We start from the raw sequence: 19,452 nt of genomic DNA, 5'->3' as shown, positions 1-19,452 counted from the left end.
GCGTCCTAGCGGCTTGCGTGGTGTTTGTTGGTGCTCTGCTGGGCTTGTACTGGGGCGGGGCTTTTGAGCCATGGCTGAATGAGTATTCGACCACTACACCAGCCTGTGCAACAGCTTCTTCACCGGAGGATGTGCAGCAAGCTCTCGCGCGGACTGAAGAGCTTAATGCTATTCGTTCGGTTGCGAAGAATGTTGAGTTCTCCCAGACTCTTCTGTGCGATGGGCAGAAGGCTGTTTTGACGATTACGTATACTGACCGGTCGGATTTTAAGCGTCTGAACGATGCTGTGACTTCGGCTCACCTGGGTGCTGCTGCTGAGATTAAGCTCAAGAGGTAGGCGCGTAACGAACGGTTGTTTATCGCCCCTGCGCGAACAACGATGACATATTAAGTTAGTGAACCCTAAGTTACTGCTATATTCGAGGTGAAACATGCGTCGCCGGATGCCAGGTTCTGTGTGGTGAGCCTTTTTCGGCATAGATGAGAATTCGGCATAGATGAGAAGGAACCCACCGTGACTGAAACTCCCCAAGAAAACACCGCTGAGAATTACCCCGCCGCAGAATCCCTGCCGGTACGCCAGCGCGCCATCGTAGCAACCGACCGCCCCGCCCGATACATCAAGCAGCTCGGCTCGCACATGGGCCGCAAGCTCGGCACCGCAGAACTGCCCGACGGTCTGCGCCTCACCTTCAACCGCGACGGTATTTTCCGCGGCTACGGTGACCTGCGCGAAACCGACGGTGCACTCATCATGGAGGTGCGCGCCGAAAACGACGAGTTGGCTGCTGGTCTGGCGGATGTGCTGGACCGCCATCTGGTCCGCTTCGGTGAGCGTGACGAACTGGTCGTCACCTTCGAGGCGGTACCCGCCTCCTAGTCCCTGCTTTCTAGTCTTCGTTCCCCTGCCCCGCCCTCCTGCACCTCGGAGGGCGGGGCAGTTCTATGCCCGCTGCGTGCGGAGGCGCCCGGGGTGGATGCGCCGCCCTGCCCGGATTAGGCGACCCCTCCTGAATTAGGTGACCCCGCCCGGATTAGGTGACAGAAAATTATCCTATTTAGTGGGCGAAGACATATAAGCCACCGAACACCCGTCAATCCCCGGTAAAATAGGCAAGAAGTGAACACTAAGCTCACCGCCTGTTCGCGCCGCACCGGGCGCCGGACGGTGAACTTCGAAAGGAAGATTTTCGTGTCTGAAGCAGCACGCCCCCTGCGCGTCGCCGTTATTGGTGCAGGTCCCGCCGGTATTTACACCGCCGACATCCTCACCAAGTCTGAAGAGGTCCGCACCGGCGCCGTCGAGGTCGCCATCGACATCTTCGACCGCTACCCCGCCCCCTTCGGCCTGATCCGCTACGGTGTGGCACCGGATCACCCCCGCATCAAGGGCATCATCACCGCACTGCACAAGGTCCTGGACCGCGGCGACATCCGTTTCTTCGGCAACGTTGAATACGGCAAGGACCTGACCCTCGCCGACCTGCGCGAACACTACGACGCCATCATCTTCGCAACCGGCGCGATTTTTGATGCACCCCTGAACATTAAGGGCATCGACCTGGACGGCTCCTACGGCGCAGCAGACTTCGTCTCCTGGTACGACGGCCACCCCGACTACCCCCGCACCTGGCCGCTCGAAGCTGAGCAGGTTGCAGTGCTCGGTAACGGCAACGTCGCCCTGGACGTCTCCCGCATCCTCTCCAAGCACGCTGACGACCTGCTCGTCACCGAAATCCCCGACAACGTCTACGAGGGTCTGAAGGCTTCCCCCGTGACCGACGTGCACGTCTTCGGTCGCCGCGGCCCCGCACAGATGAAGTTCACCCCGCTCGAGCTGCGCGAACTCGCACACTCCCGCGACGTGGACATCGTCCTGTACGAAGAGGACTTCCAGTTCGACGCTGCTTCCGAAGAAGCAATGGAGAAGAACGCACAGACCAAGGTCATGATGAAGACCCTGCGCGGCTGGCTGGAAGACCAGAAGACCAACGAGCAGACCGCATCCCGCCGCCTGCACCTACACTTCCTGCAGTCCCCGCACGAGATTCTCAGCGAAGACGGCAAGGTCGTGGGCCTGCGCATGGAACGCAACAAGCTCGACGGCAACGGCGGCATCATCGGCACCGGCGAGTACGTGGACTACCCCGTACAGGCTGTCTACCGCGCAATCGGCTACTTCGGTTCCGAACTGCCCGAAATCGGTTACGACGACAAGCGCGGCGTCATCACCAACGTTGAGGGTCGCGTCGTGGACGAGAACGGCGAGGTCGTTCCCGGCCTGTACGCATCCGGTTGGATTAAGCGCGGCCCTGTCGGCCTGATCGGCTCCACCAAGTCTGACGCGCTCGAGACCATCACCCACCTGCTCGAGGACCGCGAGAACCTCTACACCGCAACCGAGCCGGAGGCAGAGGCATTCAGCGCCTACCTGGACTCCAAGGGCATCAAGTACACCACCTGGGAAGGCTGGCACCGCCTGGACGACCACGAGAAGGCACTGGGCGCCGCATCCAAGGACGCTGCCGGTGAGCCTCGCGCCCGCGTGAAGGTTGTGGACCGCGACGAGATGATCAACATCTCCCGCGGCGAGTAATCCTTACCTCTAGTACGTAGAGCATAGAAATCGACCCCGTACCGTGAGCCGGTGCGGGGTCGATTTTTGTCTGTATATAAGGAGGTGGGGGAGTCACGGGGTGCAAGCCCGAGAAGCTCCTGCCCGGAAGAGTTATCGAAAGAGCGGTTAAAGAAACCCACCCCGCACCATGAGGTCATGCGGGGTGGGTTGGGTAGGTGCCGAAGACACTCGAGGACATACCCTCCGGCTACCCGGACGCGCAGCGAGCCCATGCAGTGACTCCACGTGCGGCGCATCCCTTAACGGGGTCTAGAAAGCTAAAGAAACACCAAGATTAGCTCTCTAAACAAGCGCATAGCCGTACGGTGTGTAGACTATGCACACTTTTTGAGGACGTCTTCAATGCCCAAAATGGCCTTGAGTACGGTTTCAGTTTCAGTACCCAGCTTCTTGCGGGCTTCACCAGAAATGACGGCCTTCACGATGTTCTTGAAGGTCTTCCACTGCTTGAAGGCGTTAACGAGTGCCTTAATAAGCTTGTAAATGGCGATGCCCAGCTGAATGACAAACTTTGCAATACTGACAACGCAGGCAATAACACCAACGGGGGAGAGCGCTGCGTGGGCGCGTCCATCAGACTTACGAACAGCGGCCTTAGCGCTTGCAATCTGACGGCCTGCGTCAGTGCCCTGGACGGTGGTCAGGTTGCCCAGTGCGCTCTCAATGCCGCTATTAACGCGGTTGGAGGATCCAGGCTTCGCATACTTCAAACGGGCAGGTACCTGCTCTAGGCGGCGCAGAATCAGCTTGAGCTGCTGGTCGGCAGTCATTGCCTTCTGCGGGTGCGCCATCTGCTGTGCCTGCGCTGCGGGTGCAGCTGCACAGCCGAGAGCGATGGTTGCGGTGCCTACGCCGAGTGCACGGAATGCCGTGCGGCGATTCATCGTTGCGGACACTGGATCCCCCTTTGGATCTCTATGCGGTTTATCGGTGCTGTAATGTGCGGTGACTTTACGTCTGGGGCTCCGGAAGTGGCCCCGTGCAAGGTCCGGAAGTGACCTCACGCCCTCTATAGTACGGTGCTCAAAGAGGGGGCTTCAAGCTATTTCAGGGGGTATTTTCAGCTGGCTTTCATCTCTCCTTGTCAATCGCTAGAGGTTTATCAAATCTTTATATTTCTGCGTCGTCATAATTGCGCAGATATCTGCACTGAGAGAAAAATAAGCGTCTGACAAGCCGGTTTATTGTATTCCCAAGAGTGAATATTTGCATCTACGTGCATTCTGGCCTGTAGTTGCTTTGCACGGCACATTTTTGAGGGCTCCGGGGAGGCTGGGGTGAACCCTCTAGAGAGGTGTTGCTGTGCACTCTCTTGCAGATATCTGCACCCAGGGTAGCGTCTTGCCTGCATGTCCTATATAAGCGCGTAGAAAGTTGTCGAAAATTTTTTGGAGATATTGTGGAGTTTTTTGGCCGCTGCGATGCGCATAAGAGGGGTGTATAAGAGATGTGAAGGTGGGTTTTCGGAATTCTTGCGGGACTGATGTCGGCATCTTCAAAACAAAATTTCGGAGGAGTTTGTAGAAAATCTGTAGAAATGGAGGTGGCGAAAAAGTCTTTCTCTGGGCTCCTGTAGGTACCCAAACGTGTCTAAAAACCTTCCAAAAGCCTCTGATATGGGGTGTTGTGAAGAAATTTTAAAATTTTTTGAAGTTTTTCTGAATCCTCATTGACAAGCTTAAATACATATGTGCCAGGCTATAAATGGTCGAAAATGGGGGTCAAAATCGGGCAAAATCGAACAAAACGGTTTGCACGCCTCCGCAAACCTGTCATAGACTAGTGGAGGTTCGAACGACGGGATGAAGAAAACGGAACCTGTTCGATCGACTAGGCCCCCATCGTCTAGCGGCCTAGGACGCCGCCCTTTCACGGCGGTAGCACGGGTTCAAATCCCGTTGGGGGTACTTGCAAATCTCACGATTTGCAAAGCCAAGTTAGATGATATAGAGTTTACTTCTGTTGATTCCAACAAGGCCCCGTAGCGCAGTTGGTTAGCGCGCCGCCCTGTCACGGCGGAGGTCGCGGGTTCAAGTCCCGTCGGGGTCGCTCTGGCCGCGTAAGTTCAGATGATTATTCATCCGAAGACGCGGTCATTGCGTATCTAAAAGTAAATACGCAAGGCTCTGTAGCTCAGTTGGTAGAGCGTACGACTGAAAATCGTAAGGTCACCGGATCGACGCCGGTCGGAGCCACGAAATCCGCCTCCAGGCTTCTACAGTGGGGCGGGTTTTGTTTTTAAAAAACTTTGCGGTTGCAGATACTGCAAAACCGTCGAAAAGGCGGCATCTTGGGAATAAAACCCTGAGATGCCGCCTTTTCGTATATAGAATTGTATACAGATTGTATACAGAGGCACCTGCCCTATAGCCACTGCAGAAAGCACCAACGCACCCATGACCGCCCAAAATTCAGCCGCACAAAATTCAACTCACCAACGCCTAGAGGACTCACCCCAAATTCCGTGGGCAAAAAATGCTGCCACTGGTAGCACGCAGGCGGGCGGAATCCGCTTCGAGAACATCACCAAAAGCTACCCGAGCCGAACCGGTGAACCCACCACGGTGCTCCAGAACCTGAACCTGCATATTCCCGCCGGGCAGATTACCGTGTTCGTCGGCCCCTCCGGCTGCGGTAAAACCACTAGTCTGCGCATGATTAACCGCATGGTGGAGCCCAATAGCGGCACCATCACCATTGACGGCGTGAACGTGCACGAGAAGAACCCCTACGAGTTGCGCCGCGGCATTGGCTACGTGATGCAGCAGGGCGGGCTCATGCCGCACCGCACTGTCGCGCAGAATATTGCCACCGTACCGCGCCTGCTCGGTGCCTCCCGCAAGGAGGCGCAGGCACGCGCCCTCGAACTGCTCGACGTGGTCGGTCTGGATTCTTCGTACGCCAAGCGCTACCCCTCCCAGCTTTCGGGCGGTCAGGTCCAGCGCGTTGGTGTGGCGCGTGCTCTCGCCGCCGATGCGCCCGTCCTGCTGATGGACGAGCCGTTCTCCGCGGTGGATCCGGTGGTGCGTACCGACCTACAGAAAGAGCTGCTGCGCCTACAGGGGCAACTCGCCAAGACGATCGTGTTCGTCACCCACGACATTGATGAGGCGCTTCTGCTCGGCGATACAATCGCCGTCTTCGCGGAGGGTGGCCGCCTCGCACAGTTCGGTACTCCAGAAGAGATTCTCTACAGCCCCGCCGATGATTTTGTGCGCTCCTTCGTGAGCCGCTCCGTTGCCGGCCTGCTGGATGAGCAGACGGTGCGCCAGGCGCGTGAACGCCGACTTGCCGCCTCCCGAGAAGCACAGAATGGTGCGGTAGAAGGCGAGAAAAGCGAATGAGTCTTCTAGAAAATAGTGTGATCGCGGCACCACCTCTCACCGCGCATCCCCTAGTGGCATCACCCCTCGCCGCAAGCGACATGCACTGGGAATGGGTCGCCACCAATAGTCAGCGCATCCTCGAGCTGACCCTCAGCCACCTCTACCAGGGCGTCGTGCCCGTCGCGATTGGCGCTCTCGTCGCGCTGCCGGTCGCCTACTACGCGAGCCGTCGCCGTGACCGCGGTTCCGAACGCCGCATCGGTGCGCGAACCCTCATGCACCTCTCCTCGCTGCTGTACACCATCCCCTCGATCGCGCTTTTCGTGCTGATGCCGCTCATTCTGGGCACCTCCATTATTTCCCCGCTGAACGTGCTCGTCGCCCTGAGCGTCTATTCCTTCTCGCTCATGGTGCGCTCCGGTGTGGATGCCTTCGACTCCGTACCCGATAGCGTGCACGAATCTGCACGCGCCCTCGGATACACGCCCCGACAGGCGCTGATGGAGCTCTATCTGCCCCTCGCTACGCCCGTCATTATGGCGGGAATCCGCGTGGCAACCGTGGCAAATATTGCGATGGTGTCCGTGGGTGCCCTCATCGGTGTGCCCTCGCTCGGCACGCTCTTCACCGACGGGCTCGCGCGTAATATCCCTTCGGAAATCCTGGCTGGCGTAATCCTTAGCCTGCTGCTGGCGCTGGTCCTCGATCTGCTTCTTATCCTTCTGACAAGGGCACTTACGCCCTGGCAGGCGGCTACGGTTGCGAACCGCCGCAGCCCCGAAAGGAAGGCATAACCCGTGAACGTCATAGAACGAACCTTCGCCTACCTCATGGACGGCGCCAACTGGCAGGGAAGCGGCGGAATCCTCGTGCGCCTGCTCGAACACCTGAGCGTTACCGCCCTCGCTACCGTCTGCGCGGCACTCATCGTCGTGCCCCTCGGCCTCTGGGCTGGGCACCACCGCCCGGGTTACGGCACCAACCGCGGCCGTAGCAACCTGCTCATGAGCACCGTTGCTGCCACCCGTGCGCTGCCCGCACTCGGTCTGCTCACTATCCTGGCACTCTGGCTGGGCGTCTCGACCCTGCCCTCCCTCATCGTGCTCATTATTATTGCGGCGGCGCCCCTGCTCGCCGGAGTTCTTGAAGGCCTCGCCGCCGTGCCGGAAGACCTCGTGGACGCAGCCCGCGCCCAAGGCCTGACCGAATGGCAGATTCTGACCCGCCTCGAAATCCCGCTCGCCGCCAACATGATGCTCGGCGGGCTCCGCTCCGCACTCGTGCAGGTCATCGCAACCGCGACCATCGTCGCCTACCTGAGCGGCGGAACCCTCGGCAGGTACCTCTTCGACGGGCTCGCCGTGCGCGACTACCCGCGCATGCTCGTCGCAACCCTGCTCGTGGCGCTTCTCGCCTTCGCCGTGGATGCGCTCATGGGCCTTGTGCAGCGTGCGCTCACCCCCGCGGGGCTCACCATCAACCGGAAGAAGGCATGAACCCGATGAATCAGACGCATCAAACCTTCACGCGCCCTACCGTATCTCGTCGCACTGCCCTAACCGCCGCCGGAGCGCTCGGCATGGCGGGTATTCTCAGCGCCTGCGGGCTCAGCGGCGACAAAGTCTTCAGCGGCGAACACGAAGGAATCATCGTCGGCTCAGCGGCCTTCGCCGAATCCCAAATCCTCGCCGAAATCTACGCCGGAGCCCTCGCCCGAGCGGGATTCAACGCCCGCACCCAGCTGAGCATCGGCGCCCGCGAGGCGTACCTGGGGGCACTCGCCTCCGGTGCGGTGGACGTTATCCCGGACTACTCCGGCAACCTGCTGCTTTACCTCGACCCGAAGGCTACAGCTAACACTGCGCAGGAGATTCTGCAGGCGCTACCCGCCGCCCTCGGCACCCTCACCACGGGTGGCTCCGGGGCTGAAATCCGCGCCCTGAACGCCTCCGAGGCGGAGGATAAGGACTCGCTCGTCGTTACCGAGCAGACCGCCCAGAAGTACGGTCTGCGAAGCCTTGAGGACCTCGCCTCCCGCTGTACGAATCTGAAGCTTGGCGCCGCCCCGGAGTTCGCCGAGCGCGCCTACGGCATCCCGGGTCTAAAAGAGAAGTACGGATGCGTCCCCGCCGAGTTTGTGCCCCTCTCGGATGGCGGCGGCGCGCTGACCGTCAAGGCCCTGCTGGATGACACCGTGCAGGTGGTTGACCTCTACTCGACCACCCCCGCAATTGAGCAGAATCAGCTGGTGGTGCTGGAGGATCCGAAGAACATGATTCTGGCTCAGCAGGTGCTGCCCATTATCAATACGTCGCGAGTTCCCGACTCTGCGGCGGAGGTTCTGAACCGCGTTTCGGCGAAGCTCACTACCGCTGATTTGCGTACTTTGAATGACCGTGTTTCGGGTACCTCTAAGCAGGAGCCCGCGCAGGCGGCGGCTACCTGGCTGAACGAGCACGGCTTCTAAGATTCTTCCTGATATTCCATATTAATTCCTCTATAGGAATGTCTATAAACAAAACCGACCTGGGAATATTCTAGAAATAGAATATTGCCAGGTCGGTTTATATTGCCCTTATCCCACACGTTAGGGGAGGGGCATATAGTAGCTTTTAGCCCTCAATCAGCAACGCCAGAGCCTCGTAGGGGCGCAGGCTCAGCGTCACCGTCTCAGCTGAATCAGATACAGCAGAATCCGCCGCAGCGGAATCGACCGTAGAATTCTTGTAATTACACACCAGCACGCGACCGGAACGAACGAACTCAGCCGGAACCTCAACCTCGGTCGGCTCACCGTAGAAGTTCGTCAGCACCAGCAGACGCTGTGCTGGGCTACCGTCCTCGGAGCCAGCCTCAGCGGGCAGCTCACGCAGGTACGCAAAAACCCGCTCGTGATTCAGCGCGTAGGGCGCGTACGAACCCACAGAAATGACCGGGTACTGCTTACGCAGGGCAATCAGGTTGCGGTAGTACGGAAGAATCACACCGTCGCGCTCCTCATCCTCCACCGAAATACCGGCGCCGGTCGCCGCATCACGTACCGGGCCGGGAGCCAGCCACGGCGACTCGGAGCCGAAACCGGCAGTCACCGGATCCGCGGTCCACTGCATCGGCACACGCGAATTATCGCGAGCCTTCGACGCCACAATTTCCAGAGCCTGCTGCTCGCTCAGACCGCGCTCACGCAGCATCGCGTAGGCGTTGTGTGCCTCCACATCCACGTACTGCTCGATCGAGGAGTAGACCGGGTCAATCATGCCGATTTCCTCACCCTGGTACACGTACGGGGTGCCGCGTAGCAGGTGAATCACGGTCGCCAGCATGGTTGCCGACTCGGCACGGTAACGCTCAACGTCACCAAAACGGTTCAGCGCGCGCGGCTGGTCGTGGTTATTCCAGAACAGCGCGTTCCAGCCGCCGCCGGCCTGCATACCCAGTGCCCAATCGTTCAGAATCTGCTTCAACTCGGCAAAACGGAACGGAACCTTCGACCACTTCTCGCCGTTCTCGTAGTCCACCTTCAGGTGGTGGAAGCTGAACACCATATCCAGCTCGTGGTTCGCCGGGTTGGAGTAGCCCACGCAGTTCTCGATGCTGGTCGAGGACATTTCGCCCACGGTCACGGTGTCATCATGCTGACCGAAGGAGGCGCGGTTCAGCTGCTGAATGCGGGTGTGCACAATCGGGGTGTCGGTGTATTGTGCCTTGTCCACGGTGCCTTCGGGGGCGTCGAGCAGCTCTTCACCCTTGCCGATGACGTTAATGACGTCAAAACGGAAGCCGCGCACGCCCTTCTCGTACCAGAAGTTCACGACCTTAAACAGTTCGTCGCGCACAGTCGGGTTGTACCAGTTCACGTCAGCCTGGGTGCGGTCGTACAGGTGCATGTAGAACAGGGGAGTGCCGTGTTCATCCGTGTACTCGCCAAAGCGGGACCAGCAGGAGCCGCCGAACTTCGATTCCCAGTTGGTCGGTTCGCGCAGCTGACCGTCCTCGGCGTATTTGCCGGGGCGAATGTAGAAATAATCCCAGTACTCGCGTTCACCGGCGAGCGCACGCTGGAACCACTCGTGCTCGGTCGAAACATGGTTGAGCACCATGTCGAACATGACGCCCACACCGTGCTTGGCAAGGGCGGCAATCATCTCTTCGACGTCCTTCATGGTGCCCAGGTCGGGGTTGATGGAGTAGTAGTCGGAGATGTCGTAGCCGTTGTCGTTCTGCGGGGAGGCGAAGAACGGGTTGAACCACACCATGTCCACGCCCAGGGAGGCAATGTAGGGAACCTTCTCGATGACGCCGCGCAGGTCGCCGTAGGCGCCACCCGCCGAGGAGTAGAAGGACTTGGGGTACACCTGGTAGATGACGGAGGACGCGAAATCCTTGCCGCCTGCCGGGGTGGTTGCCGGGCTGATTGCCGGCGTGAGGGTGAGCGATGCGGTGGGTGCCTGTGTCATAGAAACCTTCTGAAACGTAAGCAGGGTTCAGCGTGTATAAATCAGTGCGTTAGAAACGAACTGCGCCGGTGCTACGGATGGTGCTACGTATGCACAGCGAGGCCCGTACGCGGCAGGCACAGCGGCCCGCCGCCTCCCGGTGCCGTTCGCCGACTGAATATCGCCGCCCGCAACCTGGGCTCATTCCAGATTAGGGGGCATAATGGGGTGATGTCCCTATCTACCCCAAAGGGGGCAATTCTGCCGCAGATCCGGCACAACCCCCGTGGCCTCAACACTCCCACCGATAGGCGGTTGCAGGCTCGTGCGCGTTTCGATGCATGAAACCAAAGTGACCCTGAGCTGAAGAGCGTTGGACGCCGCGCGTAAAATCAGTACTTGCATCACTACGGAAGGTAAAACAATGCCAGAACTGCGTTCACGTACTTCAACTCACGGCCGTAACATGGCTGGTGCCCGCGCCCTGTGGCGTGCCACCGGTATGGGCGATGACGACTTCGGCAAGCCCATTATTGCTATCGCGAACTCCTTCACCCAGTTCGTGCCCGGCCACGTGCACCTGAAGGACATGGGTGAGCTGGTCGCCGGCGCGATTCGTGAGGCTGGCGGCGTCGCCAAGGAATTTAACACCATCGCTGTTGATGACGGTATCGCGATGGGTCACGACGGTATGCTCTACTCGCTGCCTTCCCGCGATCTGATTGCTGACTCGGTCGAGTACATGGTCAACGCGCACCGTGCCGACGCGCTGGTCTGCATCTCTAACTGTGACAAGATCACCCCCGGTATGCTTCTGGCGGCTATGCGCCTGAACATCCCCACTATCTTTGTGTCCGGCGGCCCCATGGAGTCCGGTGAGGGCATTGAGGGTATTGTTGAGCACCGCCTCGACCTGATTGACGCCATGGTGATGGCTGTTGATGACAGCGTCAGCGATGAGGCGCTCGCTCAGGTTGAGAAGAACGCGTGCCCGACCTGTGGCTCGTGCGCGGGTATGTTTACCGCGAACTCCATGAACTGCCTGAATGAGGCGATTGGTCTGGCGCTGCCCGGTAACGGCACCACCTTGGCTACTCAGGTTGCTCGTAAGGAGCTGTTCCTGGATGCTGGCCGCCGCATCGTTGAGCTGGCTAAGCGCTACTACGAGCAGGATGACGAGTCGGTTCTGCCCCGCTCCATTGCGACCAAGGAGGCGTTCGAGAACGCTATGGCGCTGGATGTGGCGATGGGCGGTTCGACCAACACCGTGCTGCACACCCTGGCGATTGCTCACGAGGCGGGTGCTGACTTCACCCTGAAGGATATTGACCGTATTTCCCGTCAGGTTCCCTGCCTGGCGAAGGTTGCCCCGAACTCCACCAAGTACCACATTGAGCACGTGCACCGTGCCGGTGGTATTCCCGCACTGCTGGGTGAGCTGAACCGTGCCGGCCTGCTGCACAAGAACGTTCATTCTGTTCACGCTGATTCGCTGGACGAGTGGCTGGACGAGTGGGATATCCGCGGCGGCAAGGCGAGCGAGAAGGCGAAGGATCTGTTCCTCGCAGCTCCCGGCGGCGTGCGCACCACCCACGCGTTCTCCACCGCGAACAAGTACGAGTCCCACGAGACTGACGCTGAGAACGGCTGCATCCGCGCCGTGGAGCACGCGTACACCAAGGACGGCGGCCTGGCGGTCCTGTACGGCAACATCGCTCAGGACGGCGCAATCATCAAGTCCGCTGGTATTGATGAGGAGCTGTTCCACTTCAAGGGTCGCGCCTTCGTGGTCGAGTCGCAGGACGAGGCTGTGCACGAGATCCTGTCGAAGAACGTGAAGGAAGGCGACGTTGTCGTCATCCAGTACGAGGGCCCGAAGGGCGGCCCGGGTATGCAGGAGATGCTGTACCCGACCTCTTACCTGAAGGGTCTGGGCCTGGGCAAGAAGTGTGCACTGATTACTGACGGTCGTTTCTCGGGTGGTACCTCGGGTATTTCGATTGGTCACGTCTCCCCGGAGGCGGCTGCTGGCGGCGCAATCGGCCTGGTGCAGACCGGCGACGAGATTGAGATTGACGTGAACAACCGCATCCTGCGTGTAAACGTTTCGGATGAGGAGCTGGCTGCTCGCCGCGAGGCGAAGGGTGCCGCACCGTGGCGTCCGACCAAGCCGCGTGAGCGTCACGTATCGAACGCCCTGAAGGTGTACGGTATGCTGGCTGCTTCGGCTGATAAGGGTGGCGTGCGCATCCTGCCCGAGGACGTATAAGCCCCTCACATATCGTGTGAGAATTTAATATCTTGCCCTGATGGGCTGGCGCCCCGTTCCGCGGTTTTTCTGCGGGCGGGGCGCTGTTCTTTGCCCGCGTCTTTGTCTGCCGTCGTGGGATACCTGGTGCGGCGTATTGCCTTGTCAGTTGCGGTGCAGTAGGGTGTAAGAAGGTATTTAGGTACCCGCTTCACCGACTCAGCACAACCACTCAAACACAACGCAATTCGCAACCCTCACAAGGACGTATTCATGGTTACCCTGCCCGCACGCGCACAGCGTGCTTTTACTCGTCGTGCCCTGACGGCTCTTGCCTGTATCGGTGCGCTCGCTTTGAGCTCTTGCTCCGCTCAGCCGCAGGCTGATGATTCTGAAACCGCCCCGATGATGGTGGCGACTTCTTCTGCGCCCGTTGATGCGAAGACCCTGTTCACCGCGGCGGATGGCTCCTGGAAGCCGAATACTGTGCAGATTTCTGCCGGTCTGGATGCGCCGGCAACTTTTGATGCTGTAGCAACCCCGACCAATGAGCCGAGCACGGACGCTGAGTATGAGGCGGCATACGCTACGGCAAGCGGCTCCGCGAACACTATTGATGCGGGCACCCGCTGCGGCGTGACCAGCCTGCTGGGTGGTTCCGCCGGTATTTATGTGTATGACGGTTCGGATTGTGCGAAGGCTCAGGAGGCGGTGCGCCTCTTCAACAGCCGCAAGAACCAGGACGGTTCGGCGAGTGTTGAGTGGTACCAGTGCGCTACGAAGGTGCAGGGCCGCGACTACATTACGGGTGCCTGCTTCACGCAGGGTGGTAGCGTTGAGAAGCCGCGCCTGGCGCTGATTCCGGCACAGACCCGCATGCTGTCGGGTACGCTGACTTTCGCTGAAGCGTACGGTGGCGGCACTTTCGGTCAGGGTGATTCTGCGAAGACTGTTGAGGCGCTGCGTTTCACCAGCCCGGACTCTAAGGTCGCGTGCTCGGTGACCCCGTCGGGTGTGGATTGCCAGGCGCTGGTGGGTGTGACCCTGGAGGGTTGGGATGCCGCCTCCGGTGCCGCGCAGCAGCGCGTGCACATGGTGCAGGGTCAGGCTCCTGAGGTGAGCCTGGTCGGTCAGACTGCCACCCCGGAGCCGGTGAATACCGAGGGTATTACTGCACTGCCGACCGGTCAGGTGGTGACCGCGTATGGTTACACCTGCAAGTCGGTGAATAGCGGTAAGGTGCATTGCGTGAGCGCGACGAATGGTTTCACGCTTGATTCGGTGGAGGTCGGCCTAGAGCGCCGATAAGCCGAGAGCGCCGCTAAACCGAGAATGAAGGCGAGGCGCGCTGCGAGTTGCCGCGCTCGCCTCGATAACTGATATGCGAAGGTGCCCGGCACCCCTCACGTAGGGGGTGCCGGGCACCTCGGTCTTTAACGTTGCTTAGCGGAAGTTGACGATGCGAACGTCCAGCTCGGAGGAGAGCAGCGGCTCCCATGCGGCGACAGCATTCTGGAAGTGCTCGGCGCCCATGTGCTTTTCGAGTAGTTCCTGGGATTCCCATCGCTCGATGAATGCGAAGTCGGTGTCGGAGACGGCACCGAAGTCGTAGCTGACGTTGCCTTCGTCCTGGCGGCTTGCGGTCACGAGCGGTTCGATGGTCTTGAGGAATTCTTCGACGTGCTCGGGCTTGACGGATACTCCGGCGTAAACACCAATCATGGGGCTCTCCTTATGGGGTGGGCGGCGTGAGGCCGCGTTGTATATGACTCTTTTACCGTACACCTTCACCCCCGGTTCGGGGAGGCAATGGTCGTGGTTTTCTTGCGCTGTGGCGGCGGGTGAGAGGATTTTCGGCTGGCCCATTCGCTCACCGTAAAAAAGGCGTTTTATATTTGCGTGCCCCTTTCTTTTCGACCTATAAAAGAATGAGGACGATACACCGCATGAATGGAAGGAGAAGCGGTATGGCACGCATGGGGGGTGACACTCATGGGATTTTCACCGGCGCATATCAAACGATGCACCCTGACTTGGGAGGCTCCCGACTATAGCGCCTCGTACCCTGCCGGGTACACGAATCAGGGCGTTGCTGTGATTGCGGTGGCTCAGGAGCATCGTACGGCGCAGGGTTTTTGCTATTCGGCGTTGTCGACGGTGGTTTTTATTTCTAAGCAGGACGGCACCCGCACGGTGGTGAATGAGGAGCTGATGCTTTTCACTCACGTTCATTCCCTGATGGAGTGCTGTGATGAGGTGCATCCGCGTCTGCTGGGCCGTGCCGTGCTTTCTGCGTGGGATGTGGTTCCTGAGCAGTACCGTCAGAACCTGGTGACGATTGCTGCTGACCGTAAGAATTTGAAGCATCTTTTCCGTGATTGCGACCAGTTGAAGGGGATTATGGAGTACCGCGCCTTTGAGAAGGTGCTGGACCCGTACGATAACCATTCTTTGGGTGAAGTGCATGTGAAGCTTGCTGGCACGCCCGCGTATGAGCGGATGCAGGCTGAGGTGTGTGCGGCACGTACCGCTGTGGATGAGATGGTGGAGGAGGCACTGACCCCTCGTCCGCTGGCTCAGCTGCAGGACTATAGCGTTTTCACGGATTGTTCGTTCCGTTCGACTCACAATAAGAAGTATCAGCGTGGCGGCCGTATGGGTATCGCCGGCGTGAGTGAGGACGGCTTCTATTTTCATGCCCACTATGATGGCGTGAACATTATGACCGGTGAGCTGTCTGCAATGTTGGCGGCTTATACGGTGTTCCATAGCGGTTCGCGCCGCCTGATTATTCATACGGATTCTTTGGGTGCGTTGACGTTTGTGTTGCGTTTGGCGCATAGCCGTTGGGCTTTTGAAGCCTGGGTTTCTGAGGGCATTCAGGATGAGCGTGTTGTGGCTCAGATGCGTGCTTTGACGGAGGCTATCCGCGAGAAGCGTGTGCTGGTGAAGCATGTTCCGGGCCATACGGGCCACGGTTTGCAGGAGAGTAGCGACTCTGTGTCGAAGATGCATCGCCATTTTCCGGGGCAGATTGTGGATAAGCGTCACCAGAGCGAGTTTAATCAGCGTTGCGAGTCGATTATTACTGCTTTGTCGGGTTGTGCGAAGGCTGTTCGCCTGCTTGCGCCGGAGTGGTTGCAGATTAAACCTTCTTCAATCCACACGGGAAACCGTTTATGGCGCTAAACTAGTCCAGGGTAGAAATGAACGCGCGATACATTCGCCGCATACGAAAGTATGCAATGTCGGAGGTGTCGCGTGTTTCTTTTTGCCCTTTTGCCTTTTCTGCATGCGCTTGTGTGCGGCGGGCCTGCAGCGATAGATGTACAGCGGTGGGGATAGAATTGTGTGAAGAATTTTTTTGATTCTCCCGATTTTCAGCGGGCGCACACTTTACTTATTCTTTGGGATCCAATTTATGCAGTTTCTTCCTCCTCCCGGTTCTTCTCTATATATCCCGCTGGTGGTGCTGTACGCGCTGACGGCGCTTTCGCCGGTGCTTTTTATCTGCCTCTACCTGCGGGAACGCCGTAGCGTGTTTGTCGGCTGGCTACTGATTGTGACCGTGGGGTTGCTGGGTACGAGCCTGGGCGCAATGGCGGTTGTGTCAGAGAACCAGATTTTGCTGGTGCTGGCGCTCCTCATTGTTATCATTCCGGTGATTCTTTCGCTTTTTACGCCTCTGGGTTTGACCGGTCTGTTCCTTTATAGCGGTGTGCGCCTTATTGCTCGTGAGGGTTTTTCGCTCACTAATTCTTTGGCATTGGCTGCCGGTGTCGCTCTTATTGTGGGGCCGTTCTTTGTTCCCGGTTCGGTGGAGAATGTTCCGTTTGGCGGCGTGTGGGGCACTATTTATTTCTATTTTTCGCTGGTGCTGACCTATTTCACTATCTACGCGGTGGGCTTTACTGTGGCGGCAGCGTTGAACCTGGTAAATTTCCGCCAGCAGGCTGACTATGTGGTGGTGCTTGGTTCGGGTCTTATTGGTGACCAGGTGACTCCGCTGTTGGCGGGTCGTATCGATCGCGGCATTGAAATTTACCGTAAGAACCCCGGCTCGAAGCTGATTATGTCTGGCGGTCAGGGCGCGGATGAGGAGGTGCCCGAGGGCGTGGCGATGACTCGCTACGCTGTATCCCGCGGCATTCCCGAGGCGGACATTATTGTGGAGGACCGCGCGGTGAACACCCGCGAGAACCTGCTCTTCTCTTACGCCTTGATGCCGGAGGTTGCCGAGGGTAAAACCCCGAAAGTTGCTGTGGTAACAACCAGCTACCACCTGTTCCGTGCGTTGCTGTTGGCACGTTCGCTGGGTCTGGAATGCTGGGGTGCGGGGGCTCGTACGAAGCTGTATTTTGCGGTGAATGCTTTTATCCGTGAGTTTATTGGGTATTTGAGTATTACTCGCCGTCGCCACATCATCACTTTGAGCCTGTGCACGGTTCTCTACATTGCAGTGGCGCTCTTCGTGTGGTATTTGTACTCCGCCGATTTGAAGGGCCCGGGCGAACCGATGTAGCATCCAGCTGCGGCTCTAGCCGGTAGCCCCGTCCTAATGTATAGCGCTGCTCTAGCATGTGGCCCGGCGCATCCCAGCGATGGTGCATACAAAAGCTCCCCTGATCTCGGTTAATCTGAGCTTCAGGGGAGCTTTGAGGTTATTTACCAGCGTGAGTGAACATAATCTTCACAATCGCGAGAACAATAACGGCGAAGGTGAGCCACACAGCGCTTCGGAAGGTACGCCAGCAGAGCGGTTCGCCGCGGTAGCGAGCAATCGCGAAGTTGAGGCTAAAAATACGCCACACCACGGTCGCAAGACAGAGGAGAATAGTGTAGTCAAAAATGATCTCGTAGGTGGCGCCGGGCGGTAGGATTGCCGCCAGAATCAGCAACAGCACGGGGTATACGGTCGTACCCAGAATCGGGCTTGCGTTGCCCAGCGCGTGCTTGACGAATTCTCGCGGCGGGGTGCCGCCGTGCAGTACCCGGTACTCCTGCATTTCTGCGATGACGTGGGCAATGTAGGTGGTCAGACCGGTACCCGTAATGTAGAGAATCGCGGTGCCGTCAAAGATAGCGTTCGCGTCGTAGACGCTCAGCAGAGCCGCCAGCACCAAGAAATTACCGTAGGTGTACGCGGAGATGCGGTGGGCTACATCGTGTGCATCGAGTTCAGCGAATTTGCGCCGTGCTTTACGAATTAGAAGGGGCAACCGATAGTCCTTTGGCGAGTGCGGGGATGAAAACTCAGACCCTGCGAGTGTGCGAAAAATAGTTTAGAGGAGCGATGACCACAGTCGGCAGAGGTTCTCCGTCATCTTGATGCGGCGCGGGCGCTCCGCCCACTGGGTGTACAGCAGCTCGGTGCAGACCTGCTCGTATTCGGCGCATACTTCATCCAGCATCGCCACCATTTTGCGGTCAATGACGAACGTTGACACTTCCATGTTCAGCGAGAAGGAACGCGGGTCCATATTGGACGAGCCAATGAACGTAATTTCGTCGTCGACCATCATGAACTTGGAGTGCAACACGGTCGGGCTGGGGTACTGCAGAATACGCACACCCGCCTGCAGCAGCTGCTCGTAGTAGGAACGCTGCGCCATGTTCGGCAGGAACTGGTCGCCCTTCTCGCACACAATCACGGTGGTTTCAATACCGGAGTAGGCGGCGTTCGTGAGTGCCTGCAGTAGGGTCTCTTCGGGCACGAAGTAGGGCGAGCAGATGGTAATACGCCGCTCGGCGTTGTAGATCAGGTAGTTAATGAGGCGCAGGTTGTTTTCGGTTTCAAAACCGGGGCCGGAGGGCACAACCTGGGCGCGCATCCCATCCTTGTAGTAGGGGATATTGGTGTTAATTTCTGCCAGGATCAGCTGGTTCGTTTCGGAGTACCAGTCGGAGACGAAAACGGCGTTGAGCTCTTCAACGATGGGGCCGGTGCAGGAGAAGGTCAGGTCCTTCCACTCCAAGCCCTTCTTAATGTTTTCGGGCATGTCGTAGGAGCGGTGAATAGCGTTCTGCGAACCGGAGAACGCGACGCGTCCGTCCACGACGAGGACCTTGCGGTGGTTACGCAGGTCGGGTCGCTGCCACTTGAGTTTCCACGGTTTGAGCGGCAGCATGAGGCGCCACTGCATACCCGAGTCGTTGAGCATTTTCACGAGTTTCTTATAGGACGGGTATTTGCGGGAGCCGATGTGGTCGAGGAGTACGCGCACCTGTACACCGCGTTCGTGGGCTGCGAAGAGGGCGTCCCAGAGGACTGCGCTCGCCTCGTCGTAGGCGGTGATGTAGAACTCGAAGTGCACGTATTTGGTGGCGCGGTCGACTTCTTCCGCCATGGCGACCATTGCCTCGTGGTTGTCGGTGTGGAGGGTGAATTGGTTGCCGCCGACCAGGGGGAGTGAGCCCAGGGTGTAGTTGAGCTGGCTGGCTGCCTTTGCGGGGTCGGAGAGGTCGTCGGTGCGGGTGAGGAAGGGCTTGTTCTCGCTGACTTCGCGGATCAAGTCGTTCATGGCGTGTTGGCGTGCGCGGCGGTAGGCGGGCAGGCGCGAGGAGCCGAAGACGAGGAATGCGATGAACCCTACGAAGGGGATGAAGAAGATGGCCATGAGCCAGCCCAGGGCAACCACGGGTTTGCGGTTGTAGGGGAGCCAACAGAGGGCTGCGAGTCGGATGAGGATATCGGCTATGCCGAGTGCGAGGCGTAGCCAGTCGGGCAGGAAGTCGAGGTAGGCGGGGGCAAACAAGTTCATCCCTCTATTATGCCGGTATTTCGTGTGGGGCGGGGGGGGGGG

The 19,452-nt window shown here is 58.7% G+C and carries 16 protein-coding genes and 3 tRNA genes; 14 read left to right on the top strand and 5 right to left on the bottom strand.

Annotated features, from left to right (window positions below):
- The first annotated feature begins 131 nt into the window (after nt 1-131).
- The 3 genes from HMPREF2682_RS09580 to HMPREF2682_RS08845 all read left to right on the top strand — a co-directional run bounded on the left by HMPREF2682_RS09580 (nt 132) and on the right by HMPREF2682_RS08845 (nt 2,597).
- Nucleotides 132-338, top strand: a complete 207-nt coding sequence (locus HMPREF2682_RS09580; protein WP_239669159.1) for a hypothetical protein — start codon at nt 132-134, stop codon at nt 336-338.
- A 177-nt stretch (nt 339-515) separates the two neighbouring features.
- The gene (locus HMPREF2682_RS08850) at nt 516-881 is read left to right on the top strand and encodes a DUF2218 domain-containing protein (RefSeq protein WP_070833383.1); all 366 of its coding nucleotides are present in this window, start codon (nt 516-518) and stop codon (nt 879-881) included.
- A 312-nt stretch (nt 882-1,193) separates the two neighbouring features.
- Nucleotides 1,194-2,597 carry an FAD-dependent oxidoreductase gene (locus HMPREF2682_RS08845; RefSeq protein ID WP_070833380.1) on the top strand — a complete coding sequence of 468 codons (1,404 nt, stop codon included), beginning with the start codon at nt 1,194-1,196 and terminating at the stop codon, nt 2,595-2,597.
- A 356-nt stretch (nt 2,598-2,953) separates the two neighbouring features.
- Here HMPREF2682_RS08845 and HMPREF2682_RS08840 read toward each other — a convergent pair whose 3' ends face one another.
- Nucleotides 2,954-3,535, bottom strand: a complete 582-nt coding sequence (locus tag HMPREF2682_RS08840; RefSeq protein WP_005507238.1) for a hypothetical protein — start codon at nt 3,533-3,535, stop codon at nt 2,954-2,956.
- A 938-nt stretch (nt 3,536-4,473) separates the two neighbouring features.
- Between HMPREF2682_RS08840 and HMPREF2682_RS08835 the strand changes: the two genes are divergently transcribed.
- The 7 genes from HMPREF2682_RS08835 (at nt 4,474) to HMPREF2682_RS08805 (ending at nt 8,432) form a co-directional block, all read left to right on the top strand.
- A tRNA-Glu gene (locus tag HMPREF2682_RS08835) sits at nt 4,474-4,546 on the top strand.
- A 68-nt stretch (nt 4,547-4,614) separates the two neighbouring features.
- A tRNA-Asp gene (locus HMPREF2682_RS08830) sits at nt 4,615-4,688 on the top strand.
- 73 nt (nt 4,689-4,761) lie between these two features.
- Nucleotides 4,762-4,834, top strand: a tRNA-Phe gene (locus HMPREF2682_RS08825).
- A gap of 201 nt (nt 4,835-5,035) precedes the next feature.
- A complete protein-coding gene (locus tag HMPREF2682_RS08820; RefSeq protein WP_070833378.1) occupies nt 5,036-5,983 on the top strand; it encodes an ABC transporter ATP-binding protein in 948 nt (315 codons plus the stop codon).
- Nucleotides 5,980-6,759, top strand: coding sequence for an ABC transporter permease (locus HMPREF2682_RS08815; RefSeq protein ID WP_070833376.1), 780 nt, complete (start codon nt 5,980-5,982; stop codon nt 6,757-6,759). The genes HMPREF2682_RS08820 and HMPREF2682_RS08815 overlap by 4 nt, the downstream gene beginning before the upstream one ends.
- Nucleotides 6,760-6,762: 3 nt before the next feature.
- Nucleotides 6,763-7,461 (top strand): ABC transporter permease, encoded by a 699-nt coding sequence (locus tag HMPREF2682_RS08810; RefSeq protein WP_070833373.1) that lies wholly within the window; start codon nt 6,763-6,765, stop codon nt 7,459-7,461.
- 5 nt (nt 7,462-7,466) lie between these two features.
- A complete protein-coding gene (locus HMPREF2682_RS08805) occupies nt 7,467-8,432 on the top strand; it encodes an ABC transporter substrate-binding protein (RefSeq protein ID WP_070599258.1) in 966 nt (321 codons plus the stop codon).
- A gap of 145 nt (nt 8,433-8,577) precedes the next feature.
- Here the strand turns inward: HMPREF2682_RS08805 and HMPREF2682_RS08800 are convergent, their stop codons facing one another.
- Nucleotides 8,578-10,422, bottom strand: a complete 1,845-nt coding sequence (locus tag HMPREF2682_RS08800) for an alpha,alpha-phosphotrehalase (protein WP_070833370.1) — start codon at nt 10,420-10,422, stop codon at nt 8,578-8,580.
- 403 nt (nt 10,423-10,825) lie between these two features.
- Here HMPREF2682_RS08800 and ilvD point away from each other — a divergent pair, with 403 nt between their 5' ends.
- Together ilvD and HMPREF2682_RS08790 are read left to right on the top strand one after the other, a co-directional pair.
- The gene (gene ilvD / locus HMPREF2682_RS08795; RefSeq protein WP_070833367.1) at nt 10,826-12,670 is read left to right on the top strand and encodes a dihydroxy-acid dehydratase; all 1,845 of its coding nucleotides are present in this window, start codon (nt 10,826-10,828) and stop codon (nt 12,668-12,670) included.
- Between the two features lie 252 nt (nt 12,671-12,922).
- Entirely contained in the window at nt 12,923-13,957 is a 1,035-nt protein-coding gene (locus tag HMPREF2682_RS08790) for a 2-oxoglutarate dehydrogenase (RefSeq protein WP_070833364.1), read from the top strand.
- A 135-nt stretch (nt 13,958-14,092) separates the two neighbouring features.
- Here HMPREF2682_RS08790 and HMPREF2682_RS08785 read toward each other — a convergent pair whose 3' ends face one another.
- Nucleotides 14,093-14,371 carry a putative quinol monooxygenase gene (locus tag HMPREF2682_RS08785; RefSeq protein ID WP_070833354.1) on the bottom strand — a complete coding sequence of 93 codons (279 nt, stop codon included), beginning with the start codon at nt 14,369-14,371 and terminating at the stop codon, nt 14,093-14,095.
- Nucleotides 14,372-14,641: 270 nt separating this feature from the next.
- Here HMPREF2682_RS08785 and HMPREF2682_RS08780 point away from each other — a divergent pair, with 270 nt between their 5' ends.
- Nucleotides 14,642-15,838: an RNase H family protein gene (locus HMPREF2682_RS08780; RefSeq protein ID WP_049338251.1), complete on the top strand. Its 1,197-nt coding sequence runs from the start codon at nt 14,642-14,644 to the stop codon at nt 15,836-15,838.
- Between the two features lie 232 nt (nt 15,839-16,070).
- On the top strand, nt 16,071-17,171 hold the full coding sequence (locus HMPREF2682_RS08775; RefSeq protein WP_239661596.1) for a YdcF family protein: 1,101 nt from the start codon (nt 16,071-16,073) through the stop codon (nt 17,169-17,171).
- 139 nt (nt 17,172-17,310) lie between these two features.
- Here the strand turns inward: HMPREF2682_RS08775 and HMPREF2682_RS08770 are convergent, their stop codons facing one another.
- Nucleotides 17,311-17,868, bottom strand: a complete 558-nt coding sequence (locus HMPREF2682_RS08770) for a hypothetical protein (RefSeq protein ID WP_049340248.1) — start codon at nt 17,866-17,868, stop codon at nt 17,311-17,313.
- Nucleotides 17,869-17,931: 63 nt separating this feature from the next.
- Nucleotides 17,932-19,410, bottom strand: coding sequence for a cardiolipin synthase (gene cls / locus HMPREF2682_RS08765; protein ID WP_070833351.1), 1,479 nt, complete (start codon nt 19,408-19,410; stop codon nt 17,932-17,934).
- Nucleotides 19,411-19,452 lie beyond the last annotated feature (42 nt).

This window comes from Rothia sp. HMSC061D12, from assembly GCF_001836735.1.
Taxonomy (GTDB): domain Bacteria; phylum Actinomycetota; class Actinomycetes; order Actinomycetales; family Micrococcaceae; genus Rothia.
Note: the sequence above shows the minus strand (reverse complement) of the source record. Positions and strands in the feature narration are given on the sequence as shown.

What these genes read in the sequence shown, in the direction of transcription:
- HMPREF2682_RS08820 (WP_070833378.1), top strand. Translation starts at nt 5,036, where the DNA reads ATGACCGCCCAAAATTCAGCCGCACAAAATTCAACTCACCAACGCCTA.
- HMPREF2682_RS08815 (WP_070833376.1), top strand. Translation starts at nt 5,980, where the DNA reads ATGAGTCTTCTAGAAAATAGTGTGATCGCGGCACCACCTCTCACCGCG.
- HMPREF2682_RS08805 (WP_070599258.1), top strand. Translation starts at nt 7,467, where the DNA reads ATGAATCAGACGCATCAAACCTTCACGCGCCCTACCGTATCTCGTCGC.
- HMPREF2682_RS08800 (WP_070833370.1), bottom strand. Translation starts at nt 10,422, where the DNA reads ATGACACAGGCACCCACCGCATCGCTCACCCTCACGCCGGCAATCAGC.
- ilvD (WP_070833367.1), top strand. Translation starts at nt 10,826, where the DNA reads ATGCCAGAACTGCGTTCACGTACTTCAACTCACGGCCGTAACATGGCT.
- HMPREF2682_RS08790 (WP_070833364.1), top strand. Translation starts at nt 12,923, where the DNA reads ATGGTTACCCTGCCCGCACGCGCACAGCGTGCTTTTACTCGTCGTGCC.
- HMPREF2682_RS08785 (WP_070833354.1), bottom strand. Translation starts at nt 14,371, where the DNA reads ATGATTGGTGTTTACGCCGGAGTATCCGTCAAGCCCGAGCACGTCGAA.
- HMPREF2682_RS08780 (WP_049338251.1), top strand. Translation starts at nt 14,642, where the DNA reads ATGGGATTTTCACCGGCGCATATCAAACGATGCACCCTGACTTGGGAG.
- HMPREF2682_RS08775 (WP_239661596.1), top strand. Translation starts at nt 16,071, where the DNA reads ATGCAGTTTCTTCCTCCTCCCGGTTCTTCTCTATATATCCCGCTGGTG.
- cls (WP_070833351.1), bottom strand. Translation starts at nt 19,410, where the DNA reads ATGAACTTGTTTGCCCCCGCCTACCTCGACTTCCTGCCCGACTGGCTA.